A 21,931-nucleotide genomic window follows, 5' to 3' on the forward strand; every position below is an offset into this window, starting at 1 on the left:
GAAGCCACCATGACTCTTAAAAGACTTTCTGTTGTATTGCTGGCCTGCCTGACGTTGTCTGCCTGCGGTGGTGTCGACCCCAACTCGCCGCTGGGCCAACGCAAGGCGATCTTCAAGCAAATGCTCAAGACCGGCGAAGACCTGGGCGGCATGTTGCGTGGCCGCATCCCGTTTGACGGTCCGAAATTCGCTGACGGTGCCGTGAAGCTCGATGCGTTGTCCCGTGAACCCTGGAAACATTTTCCGCAAGTGCGCGAAGAAGATCACACCAGCGCCAAGAGCGATGTCTGGCAGAAACAGGAACACTTCCAGGACATGGCCCGCAACCTTGAAGTCGCCACCGGTGAATTGGTGATTGCCAGCAAGGTTCAGCCCTACAAGGCCAGTAACCTGGGGCCGGCCGTGCAGAAGGTCGAAGATGCCTGCAGTGCCTGCCATAAAGAGTTTCGGGATCATTGATCCTTACTTATCCAGTTCATCGAGTGCGTCCTGCAATTCCTTGCGGGCCTCGGCGAGTTTGTCTTTGCGCTTGTTGATCTTCTCGGCGTCGCCTTTCTTCATGGCCTTGTCCAGATCAGCCTGACGCTCGCTGACTTCGTGCTTGGCGTCGAGCACCTTGTTCTCCCGTTCTTTCTTCAGGGAAGCGTCAGTGCAATGAGCAGTGACTTCGCTCAGGGCCGTTTCGAGGCCTGCCTGCTGGTCGGCGTTACCGTGAGACTTGGCCAGTTCAATCTGGTTGATGAGGCCCTGCTTCTTTGCGGCGCAGCCGGTCAGGCCCGGAGCTTCTTCGGCGGCCATCAGCGGAGCGGCCAGCACGCTGCAAAGGGTCAACAGGGCGAGCGGTGAAAGAAGTTTCATAAAAGCTCCATGTGAAAAAGCGATCGGGTCGATGTGGCGATGGGGTGTTTGAGCCCCGCGCCACCATTGGGTTCCCGGGTTGGCGGGCATCGCCGGCCGCTAAAAACCGTCAATCCCCGCAAGACGTAATGTTTCACTCAAGGCCAGGACCTGCGGGTCACGGAAAAATGCGCTCAATTGCGCTGCGCGTCCCGGGCCGATGCCGGCTTCTGCCTGCCATTGTTCGATATTTCGTTGTGCCAGTTCCTGCCATGAATCGGCAAGCCGCGCCTGGCCGGTCGGCGGTAAACCCAGGGCTTTGAGCCAGCGAGCGAAAGGGCGTTGTCGGGCACTGTTGAAACTGTTCAAAAGACGAGCGCTGCTGCGTTCGCCGAAGCCGTTAATGTTAGCAAGCTCTTGAGCATCGAGGGTCAACCAATCCAGCAGGCCATTCAGACGGCCTGTTTCGAAAAGTTTCTCCCAAGTGCCAGGACCGACATGCGGCAACGCCAGTCCCTGCTTGCCGCTGAGCCAGGTCAGTCGGGCGAGGAATTGGCTTTCGCACCCCGGTGTCGGCTGCCAGCAACTCAAATGATGAAAGTCGTCCGCCAGCGGTACGCTCAATTCAGTGCGTTGGGTGCTGCGCAGCATGACACCGTCTAACCTTGGAATGGTCAGGCCTGCCAGGCTGATGGACACCTGATCGCCGGGGCGGATGTCCAGTTCTTCCCAGCGTCGCAGGGAGCTGACGCTCACGCGCTTGATTTGTCGGTCATCGAGTTTCACAGGTGTCAGTTCAAGTACCGGGGTGATCCGCCCGGTTCGCCCAATCTTGAAGTTGACCTTGCGCACTTCGGCCAGCGCTTGAGCAAACGGATACTTCCAGGCAACGCTCCAGTGGGGAGGCCGGGCCTGTCGGCGCTCGGCCGGTGGACGTTGGCTCTGACGCAAAACGATGCCATCGCTGGCGAAAGGCAAGGGCGCGCGATACCAGTGATCGCGCCAGCGTTCAGCGTCGGCAAATGCCTTGATCGGCTGGCTGTACGGTGCGGTGCTCGGGAAACCCAGTTCGTCCAGGGCCGCCACGCGAGCGGGCAAAGTAGCCGGGCCCTGAGGCCAGTCCCAGACAAACAACCCTATACCACCGGCCTGATCGGCGTTCAGCTCTTTGCGTGCCATTAATCCGGCCACCGTGGCGCGGGCATTGAGGCTGCCAGCCCGGGCTTGTATGTGGTCAGTCAGGCGCCAGTAGAGTTCGCCTTGCACCAGCAGCTCCAGCGGTTGTGGCAGCGCTTGAGGAATGGCGGCGATCTGGCGCGCCGAGGTGGTCCAGTCCTGGCCGTTGACACCGTCACCGCGACTGATCGCCTGATGCAGCAAGCCATTGCGATAGATCAGCGTCACCGCTACACCGTCGACCTTGGGTTGTACCCAGATATCGTTTCGATCGCGCAGCCAGTCCTCTACCGCGCGACCATCACGGAGTTTTTCCAGGCCAGTGTGGGCGATGGGGTGGGGGATCGTGCCGCCGGCGGTGCGCAAAGGTTCGGGCGCCAAACCCAGGTCAAAACATTTCCGCCATTCGATCAGTCTCGCACGGGATTGATCATAGATTTCGTCGGGGACCAGTGAGCGTCCGTTGCGGTGATAGTGGTCGTCCCAGAGGTCGATTTGTTTCTGCAGTGACGTGATTTCGTCCAGGGCGCGTGCGGGTGGCCAGTCGGGGCACTCGGTAGCGTGGGTGGTCAGGCAGAAAATCATCAGTAGAAAACTGAAAAACACGCGCAGAAGCATCGTGAGCGTCCTTGCTCAGGGAGAATGCTTTCAAGGTTAGTCAGCTTTCGGGCGTCGTTAGCGAGGATGTTTTTCGGTGTGTTTCGAGAGACAGGAAGATCAAGAGATCGCAGCCTCGTTTTACTCGACAGCTCCTACACAAATCCCGGTAGGAGCTGTCGAGTGAAACGAGGCTGCGATCTTTCGATTTTTCGCAATAAAAAGCCCCGCACGGCGAACCGTGCAGGGCTTTTGGTACCGCCGGGAAAGTCTTACAGGCCGGCAGCAGCGCGCAAGGAATCGGCGCGGTCGGTCTTTTCCCAGGTGAAGGTGGTGAAAGTGTCATCGCCCACAGTCTTGGTTGCCGGGGTGCGACCGAAGTGGCCGTACGCGGCGGTTTCCTGGTACATCGGGTGCAGCAGGTCGAGCATGGTGGTGATTGCGTATGGACGCAGGTCGAACACTTCGCGAACCAGTTTGACGATTTTGTCGTCGCTGATCTTGCCGGTGCCGAAGGTGTTCAACGAGATCGACGTCGGCTGAGCAACGCCGATCGCGTAGGAAACCTGAATCTCGCAACGCTCAGCCAGGCCGGCCGCCACGATGTTTTTAGCCACGTAACGACCCGCGTAGGCGGCCGAACGGTCAACCTTCGATGGATCTTTACCGGAGAACGCGCCGCCACCGTGACGGGCCATGCCGCCGTAGCTGTCAACGATGATCTTGCGACCGGTCAGACCGCAGTCGCCTACCGGGCCACCGATGATGAACTGGCCAGTCGGGTTGATGTGGAACTGGGTGTCTTTGGTCAGCAGTTCGGCAGGCAGTACGTGCTTGACGATCAGCTCCATCACGCCTTCGCGCAGGTCTTTGTAGGACACGTCAGGGTTGTGCTGAGTCGACAGTACAACGGCGTCGATACCGACAACTTTGCCGCCTTCGTAACGGCAAGTCACTTGCGACTTGGCGTCCGGGCGCAGCCAAGGCAGCAGGCCGGATTTACGGGCTTCGGCCTGACGCTGAACCAGTTGGTGCGAGAAGGTGATCGGTGCTGGCATCAGCACGTCGGTTTCGTTGCTGGCGTAGCCGAACATCAGGCCCTGGTCGCCGGCGCCTTGATCTTCAGGCTTGGCACGGTCGACACCCTGGTTGATGTCAGGAGACTGCTTGCCAATGATGTTCATCACGCCGCAAGTGGCGCCGTCGAAGCCGACATCGGAGCTGTTGTAGCCGATGTCCAGAATCACGTTACGTACGATCTCTTCCAGGTCGACCCAGGCCGACGTGGTGACTTCACCTGCGATGATTGCAACGCCGGTTTTTACCAGTGTCTCGACCGCTACACGGGCGAATTTGTCTTCAGCAATGATGGCGTCCAGCACAGCATCGGAAATCTGGTCGGCGATTTTGTCCGGATGTCCTTCGGACACGGACTCGGAGGTGAAGAGGGAGTATTCGCTCATCTCGATTTTTTCCTGAATTTACCGATGGTGAGTGTCGCCAGCCGGTCGCTGAAAATTGCGGACCTTGATCTTGAAACCAATACCTAACCCTAAATAGAGGCTTTACCAGGGAACGAGTCCCGCAGCGGTGGCCCAACCGGCCAAAACGTCCAGATCAAACCCCAACCAGAGATCACCGCAGGCCTCCCTGGCCCAACTCTGGTTGTGGCTACATAACTCTGTCACGAGCAGGCTACCGCCCGGTTGCAGCAAGTTGGCCATGTGCTTGAGTGCTTCGGCCGGCGCGGCGAAATGGTGCAGCACCATGTTCAGTACAACGCAGTCAGCCTTGAGGCGGACACCGTTTAATGCATCGGCCAATTGCAGGCTGACGTTAGCCAGCGTTTCACGTTCGCAAACCTGGCGCGCCAGTTCGAGCATCGCCGGGCTGTTGTCCAGCGCCGTGACCTGTGTGAAGCGGCGCGCCAGTTCCGGCAGAAATGCGCCATCTCCGGGGCCGACTTCGATGGCCGTGGCGCCTTCGCTGAAACTTAGTTTGTCGAGCAATGCCACCACGCTTTCGCGGTATTGCGGCAGACCGGCGATCAAGTCTTGCTGGGCGCGAAACTTCTCCGCGACCCGTGAGAAAAAGTCCTGGCTGGCCGCCGCTCGTTGCCCATGGACCTGACCGATCCGCGACTGCACATCGGCAGGCAGGGTCAGGTTGTCCACTTCTTCCAGTAGCGCGGCATGCAGCTTGCCACCCAACAGGTCGGTGTGAGGCAGGGCGCGACGGTAGAAAATCGCGTTGCCTTCACGGCGCGTCGCCACCAAACCTGCCTGGGCCAATACCTTGAGGTGATGACTCATACCGGACTGGCCGATGCCAAAGATCTGCGCCAGCTCCAGTACGCCAAACGAATCGTTGGCCAGCGCGCGCAATACATTCAACCGCAGAGGATCGCCGCCGGCCTTGCACAGGGCCGCCAGCTCATCGCAATCGTCATGTCGAATGGAAGGCACACGTAAATTCATAAGGCCAGCAGTCTAGTGACGGTCAGAAAACACCGCAAGAGCAATATCAAAAAGTTTTGATATTGCTCGATAGATGGCACTTCTCGGGGAAAGGGTCACTCTACAAATCGTCAGCGGAAAGGTTTCATCAGGCGAATACGACTTTATCCACCGGAAAAACGCCTTCAGATGACTATCTGTCATTGCCCCGAGGCGGGTGGGTGAGGGAAAATGCTCGCCTTTTTTCCGTTTCGTTTTATTCACTCTCGATTCAATATCCGCAGGAGAACAGCGATGCCCAGCCGTCGTGAGCGTGCCAACGCCATTCGTGCCCTCAGCATGGATGCCGTGCAAAAAGCCAACAGCGGCCATCCCGGTGCCCCTATGGGTATGGCGGATATCGCCGAAGTACTTTGGCGTGACTACCTGAAGCACAACCCGAGCAATCCATCGTTCGCCGACCGTGACCGCTTCGTGCTGTCCAACGGTCACGGCTCGATGTTGATCTACTCGCTGCTGCACCTGACCGGCTATGACCTGTCGATCGATGACCTGAAGAACTTCCGCCAACTGCACAGCCGCACCCCGGGTCACCCGGAATTGGGCTACACCCCAGGCGTTGAAACCACCACCGGTCCACTGGGCCAAGGCCTGGCCAACGCCGTTGGTTTTGCCCTGGCAGAAAAAGTCCTGGCGGCGCAGTTCAACCGTCCGGGCCACAACGTTGTTGATCACCACACCTACGTGTTCCTGGGTGATGGCTGCATGATGGAAGGCATTTCCCACGAAGTCGGCTCCCTGGCCGGTACGTTGGGCCTGGGTAAACTGATCGCCTTCTACGATGACAACGGCATCTCCATCGACGGCGAAGTCGAAGGCTGGTTCACCGACGACACGCCGAAGCGTTTCGAAGCCTACAACTGGCAGGTGATCCGCAACGTCGACGGTCACGATCCTGAAGAGATCAAGATCGCGATCGAAACTGCACGTAAAAGCGATCAGCCAACCCTGATCTGCTGCAAGACCACCATCGGTTTCGGTTCACCGAACAAGCAAGGTAAAGAAGACTGCCACGGCGCCCCATTGGGTGACGCGGAAATCGCTCTGACCCGTGCTGCGCTGAAATGGAATCACGGTCCGTTCGAAATCCCGGCCGACATCTACGCCGAGTGGGACGCCAAGGAAACCGGTCGCGCGGCCGAAGCTGAATGGGATCAGCGTTTCGCTGCCTATTCTGCTGCTTTCCCTGAGTTGGCCAACGAGCTGATTCGTCGTCTGAGCGGCGAACTGCCGGAAGACTTCGCTGAAAAAGCCTCTGCTTATATTGCTGAAGTCGCTGCCAAAGGCGAAACCATCGCCAGCCGTAAAGCCAGCCAGAACGCATTGAATGCCTACGGCCCTCTGTTGCCTGAACTGCTGGGCGGCTCCGCTGACCTGGCCGGTTCCAACCTGACCCTGTGGAAAGGTTGCAAAGGTGTTTCGGCTGAAGACGCCAGCGGCAACTACATGTACTACGGCGTTCGCGAGTTCGGCATGAGCGCGATCATGAACGGCGTGGCCTTGCATGGCGGTCTGGTGCCTTACGGTGCGACCTTCCTGATGTTCATGGAATATGCCCGCAACGCCGTGCGCATGGCCTCGCTGATGAAGCAGCGTGTCGTGTTCGTCTACACCCACGACTCCATCGGTCTGGGCGAAGACGGTCCGACTCACCAGCCGATCGAGCAACTGACCAGCTTGCGCAGCACGCCGAACCTTGACACCTGGCGCCCAGCCGATGCCGTTGAATCGGCGGTGTGCTGGAAACTGGCTCTGGAACGCAAGGACGGCCCTTCGGCGCTGATCTTCTCGCGTCAGAACCTGCAGCACCAAACCCGCAATGCGTTTCAGATCGCCGACATCGCCCGTGGCGGTTACGTGTTGAAGGACTGCGACGGCGAGCCTGAGTTGATCCTGATCTCCACCGGTTCCGAAGTCGGCCTGGCGGTTCAGGCCTACGACAAGCTGACCGAACAGGGTCGTAAAGTGCGTGTTGTTTCGATGCCTTGCACCAGCGTGTTCGATGCTCAGGACGCCGGTTACAAGCAAGCCGTTCTGCCGTTGCAGGTCAGCGCCCGTATCGCCATCGAAGCCGCGCACGCGGACTATTGGTACAAGTACGTGGGCCTGGAAGGCCGCGTGATCGGCATGACCACCTACGGCGAGTCGGCGCCTGCGCCTGCCTTGTTCGAAGAGTTCGGCTTCACCCTGGAAAACATCCTGGGTCAGGCTGAAGAGCTGCTGGAAGACTAAGTCCGACAGTTGTGTTGTCCGGGCTGACGCCATCGCGAGCAAGCTCGCTCCCACAAGGATTTTCACCGACCCTGTGGGAGCGAGCTTGCTCGCGATAGCGTTGGTCCAGGCAGCGCAACACTGACGGATTCACCCCGGTAATCGAGAACCCCATGCCTCAACCGCGTCCTTACAAAGTTGCACTCAACGGCTACGGCCGGATTGGTCGTTGCGTCTTGCGTGCGTTGTTTGAGCGAGGCGATAAGGCCGGGTTTGAAATTGTTGCGATCAACGATCTGGCTGACATGGCCAGCATCGAATACCTGACACGCTTCGACTCCACTCACGGGCGTTTTCCCGGGGAAGTGAAGGTCGACGGCGATTGTCTGCATATTAATGGCGACTGCGTGAAGGTCCTGCGCAGTGCCACCCCCGAAGGCATCGATTGGGCGTCGTTGGGCGTCGATCTGGTGCTGGAGTGCTCCGGCGCTTACCACACTCGGGTCGACGGCCAACGCTTTTTGGACGCCGGCGCACCACGCGTGCTGTTTTCCCAGCCGATGGCCAGCGAGGCGGATGTCGACGCCACCATCGTCTACGGCGTGAACCAGGATTGCCTGACCGGCGACGAGCTGCTGGTGTCCAACGCGTCCTGCACCACCAACTGCGGCGTGCCGCTGTTGCGCCTGCTGGATCAGGCCATTGGCCTGGAATACGTGTCGATCACCACCATTCACTCGGCGATGAACGATCAGCCAGTGATCGACGCCTATCATCACGAAGACTTGCGCCGCACCCGTTCGGCGTTTCAGTCGGTGATTCCGGTGTCCACTGGTCTGGCGCGTGGCATCGAACGGCTGTTACCGGAACTTGCCGGGAGAATTCAGGCCAAAGCCGTGCGGGTGCCGACGGTTAACGTGTCTTGCCTCGACATTACAATGCAGACCGTGAGCGACACCGACGCCACCGAGGTCAACCGGATTTTGCGCGAGGCCGCCACCAGCGGCCCGCTCAAAGGCCTTCTGGCCTACACCGAGTTGCCTCACGCCAGTTGTGATTTTAATCATGACCCACATTCGGCCATCGTCGATGCCAGTCAGACCCGAGTTTCCGGCCCACGGCTGGTGAACATCCTGGCCTGGTTCGACAACGAATGGGGTTTTGCCAACCGAATGCTGGATGTTGCGGAACACTATCTGCAATCAGCTGGCTCTCCAAAACACTGCTCTCCAAAACAGTAGGAAATGCGACCCATGACCGTGTTGAAGATGACCGACCTCGATCTGCAAGGTAAGCGCGTACTGATCCGCGAAGACCTCAACGTCCCAGTCAAGGACGGTGTTGTCACCAGCGATGCGCGAATCCTGGCCTCGCTGCCGACCATCAAGCTGGCCCTGGAAAAAGGCGCGGCCGTGATGGTCTGCTCGCACCTTGGCCGTCCGACCGAAGGCGAGTTCTCGGCCGAGAACAGCCTCAAGCCAGTCGCTGACTACCTGAGCAAGGCTCTGGGCCGCGAAGTGCCGCTGGTGGCTGATTACCTGGCCGGCGTTGACGTGAAGGCCGGCGACATCGTGCTGTTCGAAAACGTGCGCTTCAACAAAGGCGAGAAAAAGAACGCTGACGAACTGGCCCAGCAATACGCCGCACTGTGCGACGTGTTCGTGATGGACGCCTTCGGCACCGCTCACCGCGCCGAGGGTTCGACCCATGGCGTGGCCAAGTTCGCCAAAGTCGCCGCCGCTGGTCCGTTGCTGGCTGCCGAACTGGACGCACTGGGCAAGGCCCTCGGCGCCCCGGCCCAGCCAATGGCTGCGATTGTTGCTGGTTCCAAGGTCTCGACCAAGCTCGACGTACTCAACAGCCTGAGCCAGATCTGCAACCAGCTGATCGTCGGCGGCGGCATTGCCAACACCTTCCTGGCCGCTGCCGGTCACCCGGTGGGCAAGTCCTTGTACGAGCCGGATCTGCTGGACACCGCTCGCGCCATCGCCGCCAAGGTCAGCGTGCCGCTGCCGGTCGACGTCGTGGTTGCCAAGGAATTCGCTGAAAGCGCCACCGCTACCGTCAAGCTGATCGCTGATGTGGCTGCGGACGACATGATTCTGGATATCGGCCCACAGACCGCGGCGAATTTCGCCGAGCTGCTGAAGTCGTCCAAGACCATCCTGTGGAACGGCCCGGTGGGCGTGTTCGAATTCGACCAGTTCGGTAACGGCACCAAAGTCCTGGCCCAGGCCATCGCAGACAGCTCGGCATTCTCCATCGCTGGCGGCGGCGACACCCTGGCCGCCATCGATAAATATGGCGTTGCCGATCAGATCTCCTACATTTCTACCGGTGGCGGCGCGTTCCTCGAGTTCGTCGAAGGCAAGGTGCTGCCGGCCGTTGAAGTCCTGGAAAGCCGGGCCAAGGCCTGAGGCCGCCCATTTGACCAGGCAAAGGAGTGTTCAGATGGTCAAAACGTTAGCGCTGTTGATTATCGCGGGGTCGTTGGCAGCTTGCGGGAGTAACCCGAAAGCTCCGAAGGTACCCGAGACGCCTGAACAGGACAAAGGCTGCTACCAGGCCGACTGGCAGGCCGAAACCAACCCGGTGATCAACAAGCGTTCCGGGCCTGATGGCCTGGACAAATATGAGACACAGACCCCGGCCAAGGAACATGGTTGCCCTTGACGGGTCTGACACTTTACTCAGGGCTGGCGGCGTGCGTCGTCAGTCGAGGAACATGGATGAAAGGTTTTATCGCCGTTGCGGCGCTGGCTCTACTGGCAGGTTGCGCTAATTTGAACCTGTTCAAGCCTGCCGAATCGACGGATAGCTGGATCACCTGGACCTGCGACAGTCAGGCCAAAGTGCTCTGGCGCTACACCGACGAAAGCCGCAAGGAAGTCGACGTTCGCCTGGGCGGTGCCGATCAGGTCTACCGCTTGAAACATGAGCCGGGCGCCGAAGGTTCGCTGTACAGCAATGACATGCTGGCGTTTCACATAAAAGGTGAGGAAGGCCTGGTGTACTGGGTCGCCACCAATGATTTGATCGGCCGCGGTTGCAAAGCCGAGTAAGACGATTGATTTGATTCACAGAGATCCAATGTGGGAGCGAGCTTGCTCGCGATGAGGTCATCACATCCAACAATGATGTGGCTGTTGCACCGCTATCGCGAGCAAGCTCGCTCCCACAGGGTTTCTGCGTACTACCGAATGAGCGGGCCGGGGCAACCCCCGATCTGCAATAACTTGAATAGCCGCCGCCGCTACGGCAGGCTGGCACGATTAACGACCCTCAACCGGGAGAGACACACACAATGGCACTTATCAGCATGCGCCAGATGCTGGACCACGCAGCCGAGTTCGGCTACGGCGTTCCAGCCTTCAACGTCAACAACCTTGAGCAGATGCGCGCCATCATGGAAGCCGCTGACAAGACTGACTCCCAGGTGATCGTCAAGGCTTAGGCCTGTGCTCGCAAATACGCCGGCGCACCGTTCCTGCGTCACCTGATCCTGGCGGCAATCGAAGAATTCCCGCACATCCCGGTGTGCATGCACCAGGACCACGGCACCAGCCCTGACGTCTGCCAGCGCTCCATCCAACTGGGCTTCAGCTCGGTGATGATGGACGGTTCCCTGGGCGAAGACGGCAAGACCCCGACCGACTACGACTACAACATCCGCGTCACCCAGCAAACTGTAGCCCTGGCTCACGCCTGCGGCGTATCGGTAGAAGGCGAGCTGGGCTGCCTGGGTTCGCTGGAAACCGGCATGGCCGGTGAAGAAGACGGCATCGGCGCCGAAGGCGTTCTGGATCACAGCCAAATGCTGACCGACCCGGAAGAAGCCGCTGACTTCGTCAAACGCACCCAGGTCGACGCCCTGGCCATCGCCATCGGCACCAGCCACGGCGCGTACAAGTTCACCAAGCCGCCTACCGGCGACGTGCTGGCCATCGACCGCATCAAAGAGATCCACAAACGCATCCCGAACACCCACTTGGTGATGCACGGCTCGTCTTCGGTTCCGCAAGACTGGTTGGCGATCATCAACCAGTACGGCGGCGACATCAAAGAAACCTACGGCGTACCGGTTGAAGAAATCGTCGAAGGCATCAAGCACGGCGTGCGTAAGGTCAACATTGATACCGACCTGCGCCTGGCGTCCACCGGTGCGATGCGTCGCCTGATGGCTACCAACCCGAGTGAATTCGATCCGCGTAAGTTCTTCGGCGCGACCGTGACGGCGATGCGTGATGTGTGTATCGCACGTTATGAAGCGTTTGGTACGGCGGGTAATGCTTCGAAGATCAAGCCGATCTCGTTGGAAGCGATGTACCAGCGGTATTTGAAGGGTGAGTTGAACGCTAAGGTTAACTAAGCCTTCGGCGTTCTTACCGATATTAAAAAACCCGCAGCGATGCGGGTTTTTTATTGCCTGAAAATTGACTACTGACTCTTGGGCGTTTCAAACCCACGCTGCTCAATCACCCGAAACACATCGCTCACATCCTGGACCATGATCCGGGCGATGTTGGTGACGGTGTTGATGTCGTTCTCGGCATAGTCCGGCAGGCTGGTGCAGGCCATGAGGTGCAGGTATTTGAGGACGGCGTTGAGGCGTTCGCTGACGCAGTTGTGGAGTTCGCGCAGCGGGGCGTCGCTGTCGATGAGCAGGACGGGGTAGTCGGGGGCGAATTGGGACATGGGGTGAAGCGGCGAGGCGGTTGTTGATTGTTCATGGAAAATCCTTAACTCAAGAAAAGAATTTGCCACCGTTTGCTGCGAAACAAATTGGGTGGCAGCTGTGCGCGGGTTCGCAGACCGAGGAGTTAAGACCCGGCAGACCCGAGGGTCTCCCACGCACAGCCGCCATAAAAAACGAGTACGGGCAAACGCTGCCCGTGTCGTATTTTGACGGTTGTGGTTCTAACTCGGTAGGGCTGCGAAACCCTATCGCCGACTGCTGTCAGCGACGGGGCGAACTATAAGCGGCGACTTTGGCGGCTGCAACCGGGGTGTAGGACCTCCCACGGGCATTGTGGCGAGGGAGTCCCACGAATTTTGCGGATGCCAGGATTTTGTAGCAGCTGTCGAGCCTGCGAGGCTGCGTTCGGCTCGGGCCGCATTCGGACGCAGCAGTCGTAAATCAGACAACGCATTTATTCAGGTAGACCGGGTTCCTCGGGCTTGCGAGGACTTCGTCCTCGGACGCAGCCTCGCAGGCTCGGCAGCTGCTACAGAGATCGAGTTGTTCTTGGGAGGGTTGGGACGCGGAGGGTTATTTATCGTGATCAATATCGAGTTTGCTGAACGTCACTTTTCCGCCTTCGCTGGTGTACCCGGTGTTGTCCTGCACATACGCCCCGGCCTTGAAGTACAGCGGCTTGACGCTCCAGGTCTTGCTGATTTCGGTGTCCCACTGGTAGCCCGCCGCACTGATGCCCAGCGCGCCGCCTGGGCTCAGGTGGATGAGGTAGTTGAACTCCCGATCCAGTTTCACCCCGGTAGCAAGGGTGATTATCCGTGCTGCATCGTCATCAGGGCGCATACGCACCTTGGCGACGATGTTGCCTGACTGCGTGCTGGTCGAGTACTGATACTCGAGCTTCACCATGGGTTTCTGGCTTTCATAGGCGTGGATCTGTCCGATGACGATCTTGCCCGAGGTCGGTACCTGGTTCACCGCCAGGGTGGCACGCAGGGAGTTGTCGGCGTCCGGGTAGAGCCAGTTTTTCAGGGTGCCATTGCTGTAGGTTTCGCGAAGTTCGGTGCGGGGATACTTTGCGTTTTCAGTTGTAGCACCGGTGACCGGGGCCCAGAAAAACAAGGTGCCGGTGTCGGAGTGGAAGTATTGATCCTTGAAGCCATCCACCAGTTTTGACGTTTCAACGGTGTACGGCGGATTGCCGACGGGAACGCTGAGGTTCCAGGTTGCGAGATCAATCATAGACAAAAGCTTCCACGTTTTTTTTACTGCACGGACGTGCCAGAAGCTCTGGCACGCGCCTTGGGGGCAATCCTTATAATCGCAGAAGTTCAATTTGTTAATGTGTAAATGACAAACGGGTGACGTCAAAATCCTGTTAAAAGGCCATCTTTCCCGGTTTCAGGGGCCTGTGGCGCCGACCGTTAGTCGGCAAATGGACGCTTTGGTTAAATGATGGCGTACTGATAGCTTCTGCTTTGGCGGAACCCGGTCTAGAGTGAAGGCTTAGTATTTGTCCGATTTTCACGAGAAACCGGCCTGACGTCCCGCATAAGAGAAGCAGCATGGAATGCGCGCAACCCACGCCAGCTGAAGGCAGTTCAATTCTTTTAATCGTCGATGATTACCCTGAAAACCTGATCAGCATGCGCGCGTTGTTGCAGCGCCAGGACTGGCAGGTCATGACCGCCGCCTCGGGCTTCGAGGCGCTCAGTCTGTTACTCGAACACGATGTCGACCTGGTGCTGCTGGATGTGCAGATGCCGGGCATGGACGGTTTTGAAGTGGCACGCCTGATGCGCGGAAGCCAGCGAACCCGCCTCACGCCGATCATTTTCCTTACCGCCAACGAACAGTCCCAGGACGCCGTGATCAAGGGCTATGCCAGCGGCGCGGTGGATTACCTGTTCAAACCGTTCGACCCACAAATTCTCAAGCCCAAAGTCCAGGCGCTGCTCGAGCATCAGCGCAATCGCCGTGCGTTGCAGCGCCTGAGCCACGATCTGGAGGTCGCACGCGCGTTTAATGCCTCGGTGCTCGACAATGCCGCCGAAGGCATCCTGGTGGTCGGTGAGGACGGTCTGATCCGCTTTGCCAATCCGGCGATGTCGCGGTTGCTCAATGCCACGGTGCAAGACCTGCAAGGCAAAGAGTTCCTGGATTTCCTGCAAAATCCGCACATCCCGATCTGGGCCGACTCCGAGCTGTTCGCCGGTTACAAACGCGGCGAAACCCTACGCCTGCATGATGCATTGCTGCGTACGGCCACCGGCCAGCAGGTGCCGGTGGCTCTGTCTTGCGCACCGTTGCCCAGCGAACAACAGGCGATGGTGGTGACGGTGCTGGACATGTCGGTGGTGCGCCATCTGCATCAGCAACTGGAGTTCCAGGCGGTCACTGACCCATTGACCGGGCTGCTCAATCGTCGCGGTTTTTACCAGACGGCGGAAAACCTGCTGCTGCGTGGCGATCGTTCCGACAGTGCCTGGGTGCTGCTGTATCTGGACCTCGACGGCTTCAAACGGGTTAATGATTCCCTCGGTCACGATGCTGGCGACCGGGTGCTGCGTTGGGTGTCCGAGCAGTTGAAGGCCTGTTTGCGGCCATTCGACATTCTGGCGCGCATGGGCGGTGATGAGTTCACCGCATTGCTGGATCTGGAATTCCCCGAGCAAGCGGCAAAGATTGCCGAGAAGCTGATTGAGCGGGTGTCGATCTGTCAGCAGATCGATGGTCTGGATATCGCGTTGGGCGCCAGCATCGGCATTGCGACGTACCCGGATTGCGGTGCCAATCTCGACGGCTTGTTACGTGCGTCAGACATCGCCATGTACGAAGCCAAGCGCGCCGGCCGTCAGCAATATCGTTTCTACGATCACGAAATGAACGGCCGGGCGCGCTCGCGACTGATGCTCGAAGAAAGTGTGCGCGCGGCCATCGAGAACCGTGATTTCAATTTGGTATATCAACCTCAGGTGGCCATTGCCAGCGGGCAGATTCGCGGGTTCGAAGCGCTGATCCGCTGGCAGCACCCGAGCGTCGGCGATGTTCCGCCGGGACTGTTTTTGCCATTGCTGGAAGAGGCTCGGTTGATCAGTCGCCTGGGCAGCTGGATCTATCGACAAGGGGCGAGCCAGCGAAAAGCCTGGGAAACCTTGTTTGCCGACGACCTGGTGCTGGGCGTCAGTTTGAGCAGTACGCAGTTCGGCATGCCCAATCTCGTCACTGAGTTGCGTCAGGTGCTGGAACGCCATGGTTTGCAGGCGCGCCATCTGGAAATCGAGGTCACTGAAGAGGCCTTGATGCAAAACCCCGAGGAAACCCGCAAACAGCTGCGCCTGCTGCGTAACCTGGGTGTGCGGGTGGCCCTGGATGACTTTGGTTCCGGGCCGTGTTCGCTGTCTCATCTGAGGGATCTGGAGTTGGACACGCTCAAGTTCGACCGGCATTTGATTGCCCGGCTACTGGAGTCCTCACGCGATGCGGCGCTGGTGCGCAATGTGATCGAACTGTGCAAGGAGTACGGGATGCTGGTGATTGCCGAGGGGGTGGAAACCGTTGCGCAATATCGGTGGCTGCAAGCCAATGGTTGCGAGTACGTGCAAGGGTTTCTGGTCGCACGGCCGATGATGGCCGAGGACGTCGGCGACTTTGTGCGGCCGTTCGACTGGAACACGCTGACCGGCTGAATTCGCTACACTGGCGACCTTTTCGTGAATCGTGTTGCCGCCCCAATGACCGCGTTGAAATACCTCCAGGCCTATCCCGCCGCGCTGCAGGACCAAGTGCGCCAGCTGATCGCCGACGGTCGGCTGGGCGAGTACCTGAGCCAGCGTTACCCGGAAAAACACCGGGTACAGAGCGACAAGGCGTTGTACACCTATACGCTGGACCTTAAGCAGGAATACCTGCGTAACGCCCCGGCCATCGATAAGGTGTTGTTCGACAACCGCCTGGACCTGACCCACCGCGCCCTCGGATTGCACACCGCGATATCCCGGGTGCAGGGCGGCAAGCTCAAGGCCAAGAAAGAAATTCGTGTTGCTTCATTGTTCAAGGATGCACCTGCCGAGTTTCTGAAAATGATCGTGGTGCATGAACTGGCGCACTTCAAAGAATCGGATCACAACAAGGCGTTCTACAAGCTTTGCGAACACATGTTGCCGGGGTATCACCAGGTGGAGTTCGATGTGCGGGTGTACCTGACGTGGCGGGATATGCAATAGAAGATCAAGATCAAACGATCGCAGCCTTCGGCAGCTCCTACATTGGAAGGCGTACACCCTGTAGGAGCTGCCGAAGGCTGCGATCTTTTGATCTTCTAATAACAAGGAGGGGACGTGAGCAAGACCAAGAGCAGCTTCTATCGTCGGTTGTACGTGGCGTACCTGATTGATAGCGGGTTGGCCAGTAGCGTCCCGGCGCTGACCGAAGTGACCGGAATGCCCCGGCGCACGGCTCAGGACACCATCGCGGCATTGGCGGATCTGGACATTGTTTGCGAGTTCGAGCAGGAAGACGGGGCGCGCAATCATGCCGGGCGTTATCGGATTCGCGAGTGGGGGGCGATAGATCGGGGGTGGATCGAACGCAATCTTCGGCAGATCAAAGCGGTGCTCGAATATCCCTGAGTTCTGCGGTGATATCGCTGACGCCTTCGCGAGCAGGCTCGCTCCCACAAGTACGATGAAATACCTGTGGGAGCGAGCCTGCTCGCGAAGAGGCCTTTAAGAGCGACGCATCCCGATATGCGGAATGTCATCCTCGAGAAATTCCTCGCCCGCCACCACAAACCCGTATCGCCCGTAATACCCTTGTAAATGCGCTTGGGCCGAGAGATAGATCGGTACTTCAGGCCAGCGCTTTTCAGCCTGTTTCAGCGCCTGTGCCATCAACTCATGCCCAAGCCCTGTACCGCGCGCTTGAGGGGCAATGATCACTCGCCCGATGACCACGTCGCCCCCCTGTAACTCCGGGTCGAGCAACCGTAGGTACGCCACCAGCCGATCCCCGTCCCAAGCCATTAAATGGCAGGTGTCACCTTCCAGATCCTGGCCATCGACGTCCTGATAGACGCATTTCTGCTCAACGACAAACACCTCTGCACGTAGCTGCAGAATGGCGTACAACTGCTCTTTGCCCAGATCGCTGTGGTGTTTGCAGACCCAATCGATTGTCATCTTCACACTCCTTGAACATCGTCACTCCGATACTAAGCGCCCAGGCGAAAGATGTCTTTATGGCAGAGAAATCTGTGACAAAGGCCAAAATGCCATCATTCATTTCGCGCGGCCTTGTCTTGTTTGTGTAATCTGAGATGAAGCGCTGTGCAGTGGCTTCGATGAGCTAATGTCAGTACCTGGGTTTGGCAGTACGGGGGCCTTGGAGTTTTGGCTGAAAACACGTCGGGCGTCCCGCCCGCTAAGGATTTTCTAGCATGCCGCGATTGCATCGAGCCTTTGCTTTGATTGGATTGCTGTTGCTGACTCAAAGCGTGGCAGCGGAAAAGCTGCGATTGGTAGCCGATGCCTGGCCGCCCTTTACCGATGCCACGCTGGTCAACGGTGGGTTGGCCACGGACATCGTCAGCACAGCGCTGGCCCGGGCCGGTTATGCCAGTGAATTTGAACAAGTGCCTTGGGCACGGGCCTTGCTGGGGGTTGGCGAGGGTCGATACGACGTGTTGGTCAACGCCTGGTACACCGACGATCGCACGAAGCTTGGCCAGTTTTCCGGCGAATACCTGCTCAACCGGGTGCGCTTTCTCAAGCGCAAAGACACGCCGATCGAATACAACAACCTGCAACAACTGCACACCTACCCGATAGCGGTGGTGCGCGGTTACGCCTATTCGCCAGAGTTCGATGACGACGTATCGCTGCAGAAAGTCCCGGTGCACAGCTTTTCCATGGCTGTGCGCATGGTCGCCGCCAACCGGGTCAAATTGACGCTGGAAGACGAATACGTCGCGCGTTACTACCTGGCCCGGGAATCAACCAAGGTGCGCAATGCCGTGGAGTTTTTGCCCAAGCCATTGAGCGAGAACAGCCTGCACATCCTGGTCAGCCTGAAGAACCCCAGGCATGAACAGATCGTCGCCGGTTTCGACCGCGAGATCGCGGCGATGAAAGTGGATGGCAGTTATCAGCGATTGATGAAGCTACATGGGATGTAAGGTGTGGCTGATGGCCCCTTCGCGAGCCTGCTCGCGAAGAGGCCCGCCCAGTTACCGCAGATCTCAATCCTCACTCGTTTCCTTGATGAGGTGCGCTGCCAACGTCCGCAATGGCCCAAGCTGACGGCAGATCAACGCCAACTGCGTCTGCACCAACCGTTGGCCTTCATCAATTTCGTCCGGCATCTGTTCAAGCGTATTGGCCAGAGCCTCTTCCTCATCGCTTTGAATCGCAATCGGCAGTTTGCTCGCCAACCCTTGGGCAATTTCATCGATGCTGGCGGCCAGTCTCACGCCGGCACCGTCGATCAAATGCTCGCGCACGTCGGACGGTAGCTGGGCTTCCCGGTGTGCGCCCAGTCCAGACAAATAACTGAGCAAGGTGTGCGACAGCACCAGAAAGCGGAAACCGACGTCCGCCTCCTTACGGAAATGCCCCGGTTCCATCAGCATGTTGGCGAGCGTCGTCGACAATGCTGCGTCAGCGTTGTGGGCGTTGCGCCGGGCCAGGCGATACGCCAGGTCGTCGCTTTTGCCGGCGGCGTATTGCTGCATGATCTGGCGCAGGTAAATGCTGTTGCACGTCAGGGTGTTGGCCAGCACTTTATTCAGGCGTCGGCCCTGCCAGTCTGGCAGGAACAGGAACACCGCCAGCCCGGCGATCAGGCTGCCGAGCAAGGTATCGAACAACCGCGGCAGGAACAGCCCGTAACCATCCCCGACCTGGTTGAAGCAGAAGAGCACCATCAAAGTGATCGCGGCCGTCGCCAAGGTGTAGCGGGTGGTGCGGTTGATAAAGAACACCACCCCGGCGGCGATTGCGAAGCACGATTGGACCAAGGGATTCGGAAACAGATCGAAAAGCGCCCAGGCCACGGTCAGGCCGATGGCGGTGCCGATGATCCGCTGGCCGAGTTTGCGGCGGGTGGCGCCGTAGTTCGGTTGGCAGACAAACAGCGTGGTAAGGATGATCCAGTAACCCTGAGACGGGTGGATCAAATGCACCATCCCGTAGCCGATACTCAAGGCCAAGGGCAAACGCAGTGCGTGACGGAACAGCAATGACGTCGGCGTCAGCTGGGTGCGTAACCGAATCCACACATCTTTGAGGCTGCGGGGCGAACGGTCGAGCAGGCTGCTGTCGGTGGCGTCCGCCAGGGCATCGGGGTTGCTGGCGTCGCTGAGCAAACGATCGAGCGTGCCGAGGTTGGCCGCCAGTGCCCGCAACGACCGCAGCAATCCGCGCCACGCCGGGTTGCTCTGAATGCGCAGGTGTTCGAGGGAGGCGTGCAGATCGCTCAGGGCTTCGGCGAAGCTGGCGTCATAGATGAACGGCTGGCGCATCTGGATCGACTCGGCCAGCGCTCGGCAGGCCTTGCCTTGCTGGCGCAGCAGGCGCTGGCAGCGGAACATCACGTCGCTGTGAAAGAAGGCGTCGGCGAGGGCGTTGTAAGGGTAGTGCGAGGAACTGGCCCGCTCGTGGATGTCCTGGGCGAGGAAGTACAGCTTCAGGTAACGGCTGACTTTCGAGCCCGGCCGACCGTTGCCAACCCGGTGCAGGATGATTTCCTTGGCGGCGTTCAGTGCTGCCACGACACGACCGTTTTGCTGCGCCAGTTCCAGTCGACGCGCTTCCACGTCCATCTGCCGGATCGGCTCGAACAACGACGATTTCAGCTTCAGGTAAAAACCCAGTTCACGGAACAATCGCGCCAGGCTTTGCTGCACCGGCTGATTGGAAAACATCGCCTGCCACAGTACCGAAAGCAAACCGTACCACGCTGCACCGGCCACCAGCAGCACCGGCTCGTGCCAGAAATCGGTGACTGCACCGCCGCGCTGGTCCACGCCGATCATGGTGTAGACCGACAGAATCAACGTCGCGGAGGCAATCGCGCCATAGCGTTCACCCAAGGCGCCGAGCATGGTCAGGCCGAAACTGGCCAGGGCCAGGGCGATGACAAAAACGACGGGGTAGGGGAAGAGCAGTTCGACGGAGAGGGCGGCGACGCTGAAGCACACCAGCGTCACGGCCAGTGCGTTAAGGCGGCCCTGCCAACTGTCGTCGGTCTCGGCCAGGGCGCTGGCGATGATTCCGAGGAACAGCGGGATCAGCAGCCCCATTTCATCCTTGTACCAACACAGCGCCATGCTGCCGGTCAGGGCGATGAATACCCGCACGCTGTAGCTGAATTTATCCAGCGCCCAGAGGCGCCGCAGAGACTGACTTAAGGGGGTCGATGACATGAAGTGCGAAGGCCTTCCGAGGCAATGACGCTAAATTGAGCCAGTAATGACGCCGACGCAATGGCGCCGATCACATCTGACAGCAAAATCTGTTCCTTCCTTGGCGAACATCACCTTGAAATGAAATCCCCTGTAGGAGCTGCCTCGTTTCACTCGACAGCTCCTACAGGCGGGGGCGGTGCGGGTCAGACGTATTGCGCGGCGGCGTAACCCGAGGCCCAGGCCCACTGGAAATTGAATCCGCCCAGATGCCCGGTGACGTCGAGCACTTCGCCGATGAAATACAGGCCGGGGCTTTTCAGCGATTCCATGGTCTTGGACGACACCTCGTTGGTATCGACGCCGCCCAATGTCACTTCAGCGGTGCGATAACCTTCAGTGCCGGCCGGAACCACTTTCCAGCTCGCCAGTTTTTCGGCGATGTCGGCAATTTCCGCGTGGGTGTACTGCTTCATCGGTTTGGAGACGAACCAGTTATCCGCCAGCAGGTTGGCCATCTTCTTGGTGAAGATTTCCCCCAGCAGGGTTTTCAGCTCGCTGTTCGGACGTTCGACTTGCTGCTGTTGCAGCCAGCTCGGAACGTCGTGGTCCGGCAGCAGGTTGATCTCTACCGTGTCGCCCGATTCCCAGAACGATGAAATCTGCAAAATCGCCGGACCACTGAGGCCGCGGTGAGTGAACAGGATGTTCTCGCGGAAACTCTGGTCGTTGCAGCTCACCAGGCAATCCACCGACGTACCGGACAGCTCGGTGCAAAGCTCTTTGAGCTGATCGGTGATGGTGAACGGCACCAGCCCGGCGCGGGTCGGCAGCAAGTCGTGGCCGAACTGTTTGGCCACCTGATAGCCGAAACCGGTCGCACCCAGGGTTGGAATCGACAGACCACCAGTGGCGATCACCAGCGATTCGCAGGTTAACTGACCGAGTGTGGTATCCAGCAGGTAACCGCTTTCGAGTTTCTCGATGGTCTGGATCGAGGTGTCCAGGTGCAGGCTGACGCCAACCTGATCGCACTCGTAGAGCAGCATGTCGAGGATGTCGCTGGATTTGTTATCGCAGAACAGCTGGCCGAGTTTCTTCTCGTGGTACGGCACGCCGTGTTTGGCGACCATGCCGATGAAATCCCACTGGGTGTAGCGCGCCAGGGCGGATTTGCAGAAGTGTTCGTTCTGCGAGAGGAAATTGCCAGGTTCGGTGTACATGTTGGTGAAATTACAGCGGCCACCGCCCGACATCAGGATTTTCTTGCCGGCCTTGTTCGCATGGTCGAGCAACATCACCTTGCGCCCGCGCCCGGCGGCAGTCAGCGCACACATCAAACCTGCGGCGCCAGCGCCAATGATCACGACTTCGGTAGAGCGCAAAACGGTGTCCTCGGAATAGAAAAACCTGTAGGAGCTGCCGAGTGAAGCGAGGCTGCGATCTTTTGATTTTGTTTTTTAAAAGCAAAGTCAAAAGATCGCAGCCTGCGGCAGC

Annotated in this window: 18 protein-coding genes and 2 pseudogenes; 11 read left to right on the forward strand and 9 right to left on the reverse strand. The window is 58.8% G+C overall.

Annotation, left to right across the window (positions count from 1 at the left end; all coding sequences use genetic code 11):
• The first annotated feature begins 9 nt into the window (after positions 1–9).
• Positions 10–459: a cytochrome c gene (locus ACIQU2_RS11175; protein ID WP_347802069.1), complete on the forward strand. Its 450-nt coding sequence runs from the start codon at positions 10–12 to the stop codon at positions 457–459.
• A gap of 3 nt (positions 460–462) precedes the next feature.
• On the opposite strand, the gene ACIQU2_RS11180 is transcribed toward ACIQU2_RS11175, so the two are convergent.
• The 4 genes and pseudogenes from ACIQU2_RS11180 to ACIQU2_RS11195 all read right to left on the reverse strand — a co-directional run bounded on the left by ACIQU2_RS11180 (position 463) and on the right by ACIQU2_RS11195 (position 5,087).
• Positions 463–858 (reverse strand): DUF1090 domain-containing protein, encoded by a 396-nt coding sequence (locus ACIQU2_RS11180; protein ID WP_403140519.1) that lies wholly within the window; start codon positions 856–858, stop codon positions 463–465.
• Positions 859–957: 99 nt separating this feature from the next.
• Positions 958–2,631 (reverse strand): NAD-dependent DNA ligase LigB, encoded by a 1,674-nt coding sequence (ligB, locus tag ACIQU2_RS11185; RefSeq protein WP_403140521.1) that lies wholly within the window; start codon positions 2,629–2,631, stop codon positions 958–960.
• 251 nt (positions 2,632–2,882) lie between these two features.
• Positions 2,883–4,073 (reverse strand): methionine adenosyltransferase, encoded by a 1,191-nt coding sequence (gene metK, locus ACIQU2_RS11190; RefSeq protein WP_403140523.1) that lies wholly within the window; start codon positions 4,071–4,073, stop codon positions 2,883–2,885.
• 18 nt (positions 4,074–4,091) lie between these two features.
• Positions 4,092–5,087, reverse strand: a pseudogene (locus tag ACIQU2_RS11195) (ArsR/SmtB family transcription factor).
• A 273-nt stretch (positions 5,088–5,360) separates the two neighbouring features.
• On the opposite strand from ACIQU2_RS11195, the gene tkt reads away from it, so the two are divergent.
• The 6 genes and pseudogenes from tkt (at position 5,361) to fba (ending at position 11,706) form a co-directional block, all read left to right on the forward strand.
• Positions 5,361–7,358: a transketolase gene (gene tkt / locus ACIQU2_RS11200; protein WP_403140525.1), complete on the forward strand. Its 1,998-nt coding sequence runs from the start codon at positions 5,361–5,363 to the stop codon at positions 7,356–7,358.
• Between the two features lie 152 nt (positions 7,359–7,510).
• Entirely contained in the window at positions 7,511–8,578 is a 1,068-nt protein-coding gene (epd, locus tag ACIQU2_RS11205; protein WP_403140527.1) for an erythrose-4-phosphate dehydrogenase, read from the forward strand.
• A gap of 12 nt (positions 8,579–8,590) precedes the next feature.
• On the forward strand, positions 8,591–9,754 hold the full coding sequence (locus tag ACIQU2_RS11210; RefSeq protein WP_403140528.1) for a phosphoglycerate kinase: 1,164 nt from the start codon (positions 8,591–8,593) through the stop codon (positions 9,752–9,754).
• Positions 9,755–9,788: 34 nt separating this feature from the next.
• Complete coding sequence (locus ACIQU2_RS11215) at positions 9,789–10,010, forward strand: hypothetical protein (RefSeq protein ID WP_046045274.1); 222 nt, start codon at positions 9,789–9,791, stop codon at positions 10,008–10,010.
• A 56-nt stretch (positions 10,011–10,066) separates the two neighbouring features.
• Positions 10,067–10,399, forward strand: coding sequence for an MliC family protein (locus ACIQU2_RS11220; protein ID WP_403140531.1), 333 nt, complete (start codon positions 10,067–10,069; stop codon positions 10,397–10,399).
• 242 nt (positions 10,400–10,641) lie between these two features.
• A pseudogene (gene fba, locus ACIQU2_RS11225) lies at positions 10,642–11,706 on the forward strand (class II fructose-bisphosphate aldolase).
• 68 nt (positions 11,707–11,774) lie between these two features.
• Here the strand turns inward: fba and ACIQU2_RS11230 are convergent.
• Positions 11,775–12,032, reverse strand: a complete 258-nt coding sequence (locus tag ACIQU2_RS11230) for a fructose-bisphosphate aldolase (RefSeq protein WP_403140532.1) — start codon at positions 12,030–12,032, stop codon at positions 11,775–11,777.
• 574 nt (positions 12,033–12,606) lie between these two features.
• A complete protein-coding gene (locus ACIQU2_RS11235) occupies positions 12,607–13,275 on the reverse strand; it encodes a polysaccharide lyase family 7 protein (protein ID WP_403140533.1) in 669 nt (222 codons plus the stop codon).
• Between the two features lie 323 nt (positions 13,276–13,598).
• On the opposite strand from ACIQU2_RS11235, the gene ACIQU2_RS11240 reads away from it, so the two are divergent.
• The 3 genes from ACIQU2_RS11240 (at position 13,599) to ACIQU2_RS11250 (ending at position 16,664) form a co-directional block, all read left to right on the forward strand.
• The gene (locus tag ACIQU2_RS11240; RefSeq protein ID WP_403140536.1) at positions 13,599–15,722 is read left to right on the forward strand and encodes a putative bifunctional diguanylate cyclase/phosphodiesterase; all 2,124 of its coding nucleotides are present in this window, start codon (positions 13,599–13,601) and stop codon (positions 15,720–15,722) included.
• 45 nt (positions 15,723–15,767) lie between these two features.
• Positions 15,768–16,259: a M48 family metallopeptidase gene (locus ACIQU2_RS11245; protein ID WP_347802120.1), complete on the forward strand. Its 492-nt coding sequence runs from the start codon at positions 15,768–15,770 to the stop codon at positions 16,257–16,259.
• 114 nt (positions 16,260–16,373) lie between these two features.
• Positions 16,374–16,664, forward strand: a complete 291-nt coding sequence (locus ACIQU2_RS11250; RefSeq protein WP_218440357.1) for a helix-turn-helix domain-containing protein — start codon at positions 16,374–16,376, stop codon at positions 16,662–16,664.
• Positions 16,665–16,760: 96 nt separating this feature from the next.
• On the opposite strand, the gene ACIQU2_RS11255 is transcribed toward ACIQU2_RS11250, so the two are convergent.
• Positions 16,761–17,213: a GNAT family N-acetyltransferase gene (locus ACIQU2_RS11255; protein ID WP_347802058.1), complete on the reverse strand. Its 453-nt coding sequence runs from the start codon at positions 17,211–17,213 to the stop codon at positions 16,761–16,763.
• Positions 17,214–17,470: 257 nt separating this feature from the next.
• On the opposite strand from ACIQU2_RS11255, the gene ACIQU2_RS11260 reads away from it, so the two are divergent.
• Positions 17,471–18,208, forward strand: coding sequence for a transporter substrate-binding domain-containing protein (locus ACIQU2_RS11260; RefSeq protein ID WP_347802057.1), 738 nt, complete (start codon positions 17,471–17,473; stop codon positions 18,206–18,208).
• Positions 18,209–18,271: 63 nt separating this feature from the next.
• Here the strand turns inward: ACIQU2_RS11260 and yccS are convergent, their stop codons facing one another.
• Both yccS and ACIQU2_RS11270 read right to left on the reverse strand, forming a co-directional pair.
• Positions 18,272–20,455, reverse strand: coding sequence for a YccS family putative transporter (gene yccS / locus ACIQU2_RS11265; protein ID WP_347802056.1), 2,184 nt, complete (start codon positions 20,453–20,455; stop codon positions 18,272–18,274).
• A 185-nt stretch (positions 20,456–20,640) separates the two neighbouring features.
• Positions 20,641–21,819 carry an NAD(P)/FAD-dependent oxidoreductase gene (locus ACIQU2_RS11270; RefSeq protein WP_403140540.1) on the reverse strand — a complete coding sequence of 393 codons (1,179 nt, stop codon included), beginning with the start codon at positions 21,817–21,819 and terminating at the stop codon, positions 20,641–20,643.
• Between the last annotated feature and the right edge of the window lie 112 nt (positions 21,820–21,931).

This window comes from Pseudomonas sp. NPDC098740, assembly GCF_044760065.1.
GTDB classification, from domain to species: Bacteria; Pseudomonadota; Gammaproteobacteria; order Pseudomonadales; family Pseudomonadaceae; genus Aquipseudomonas; species Aquipseudomonas rossensis.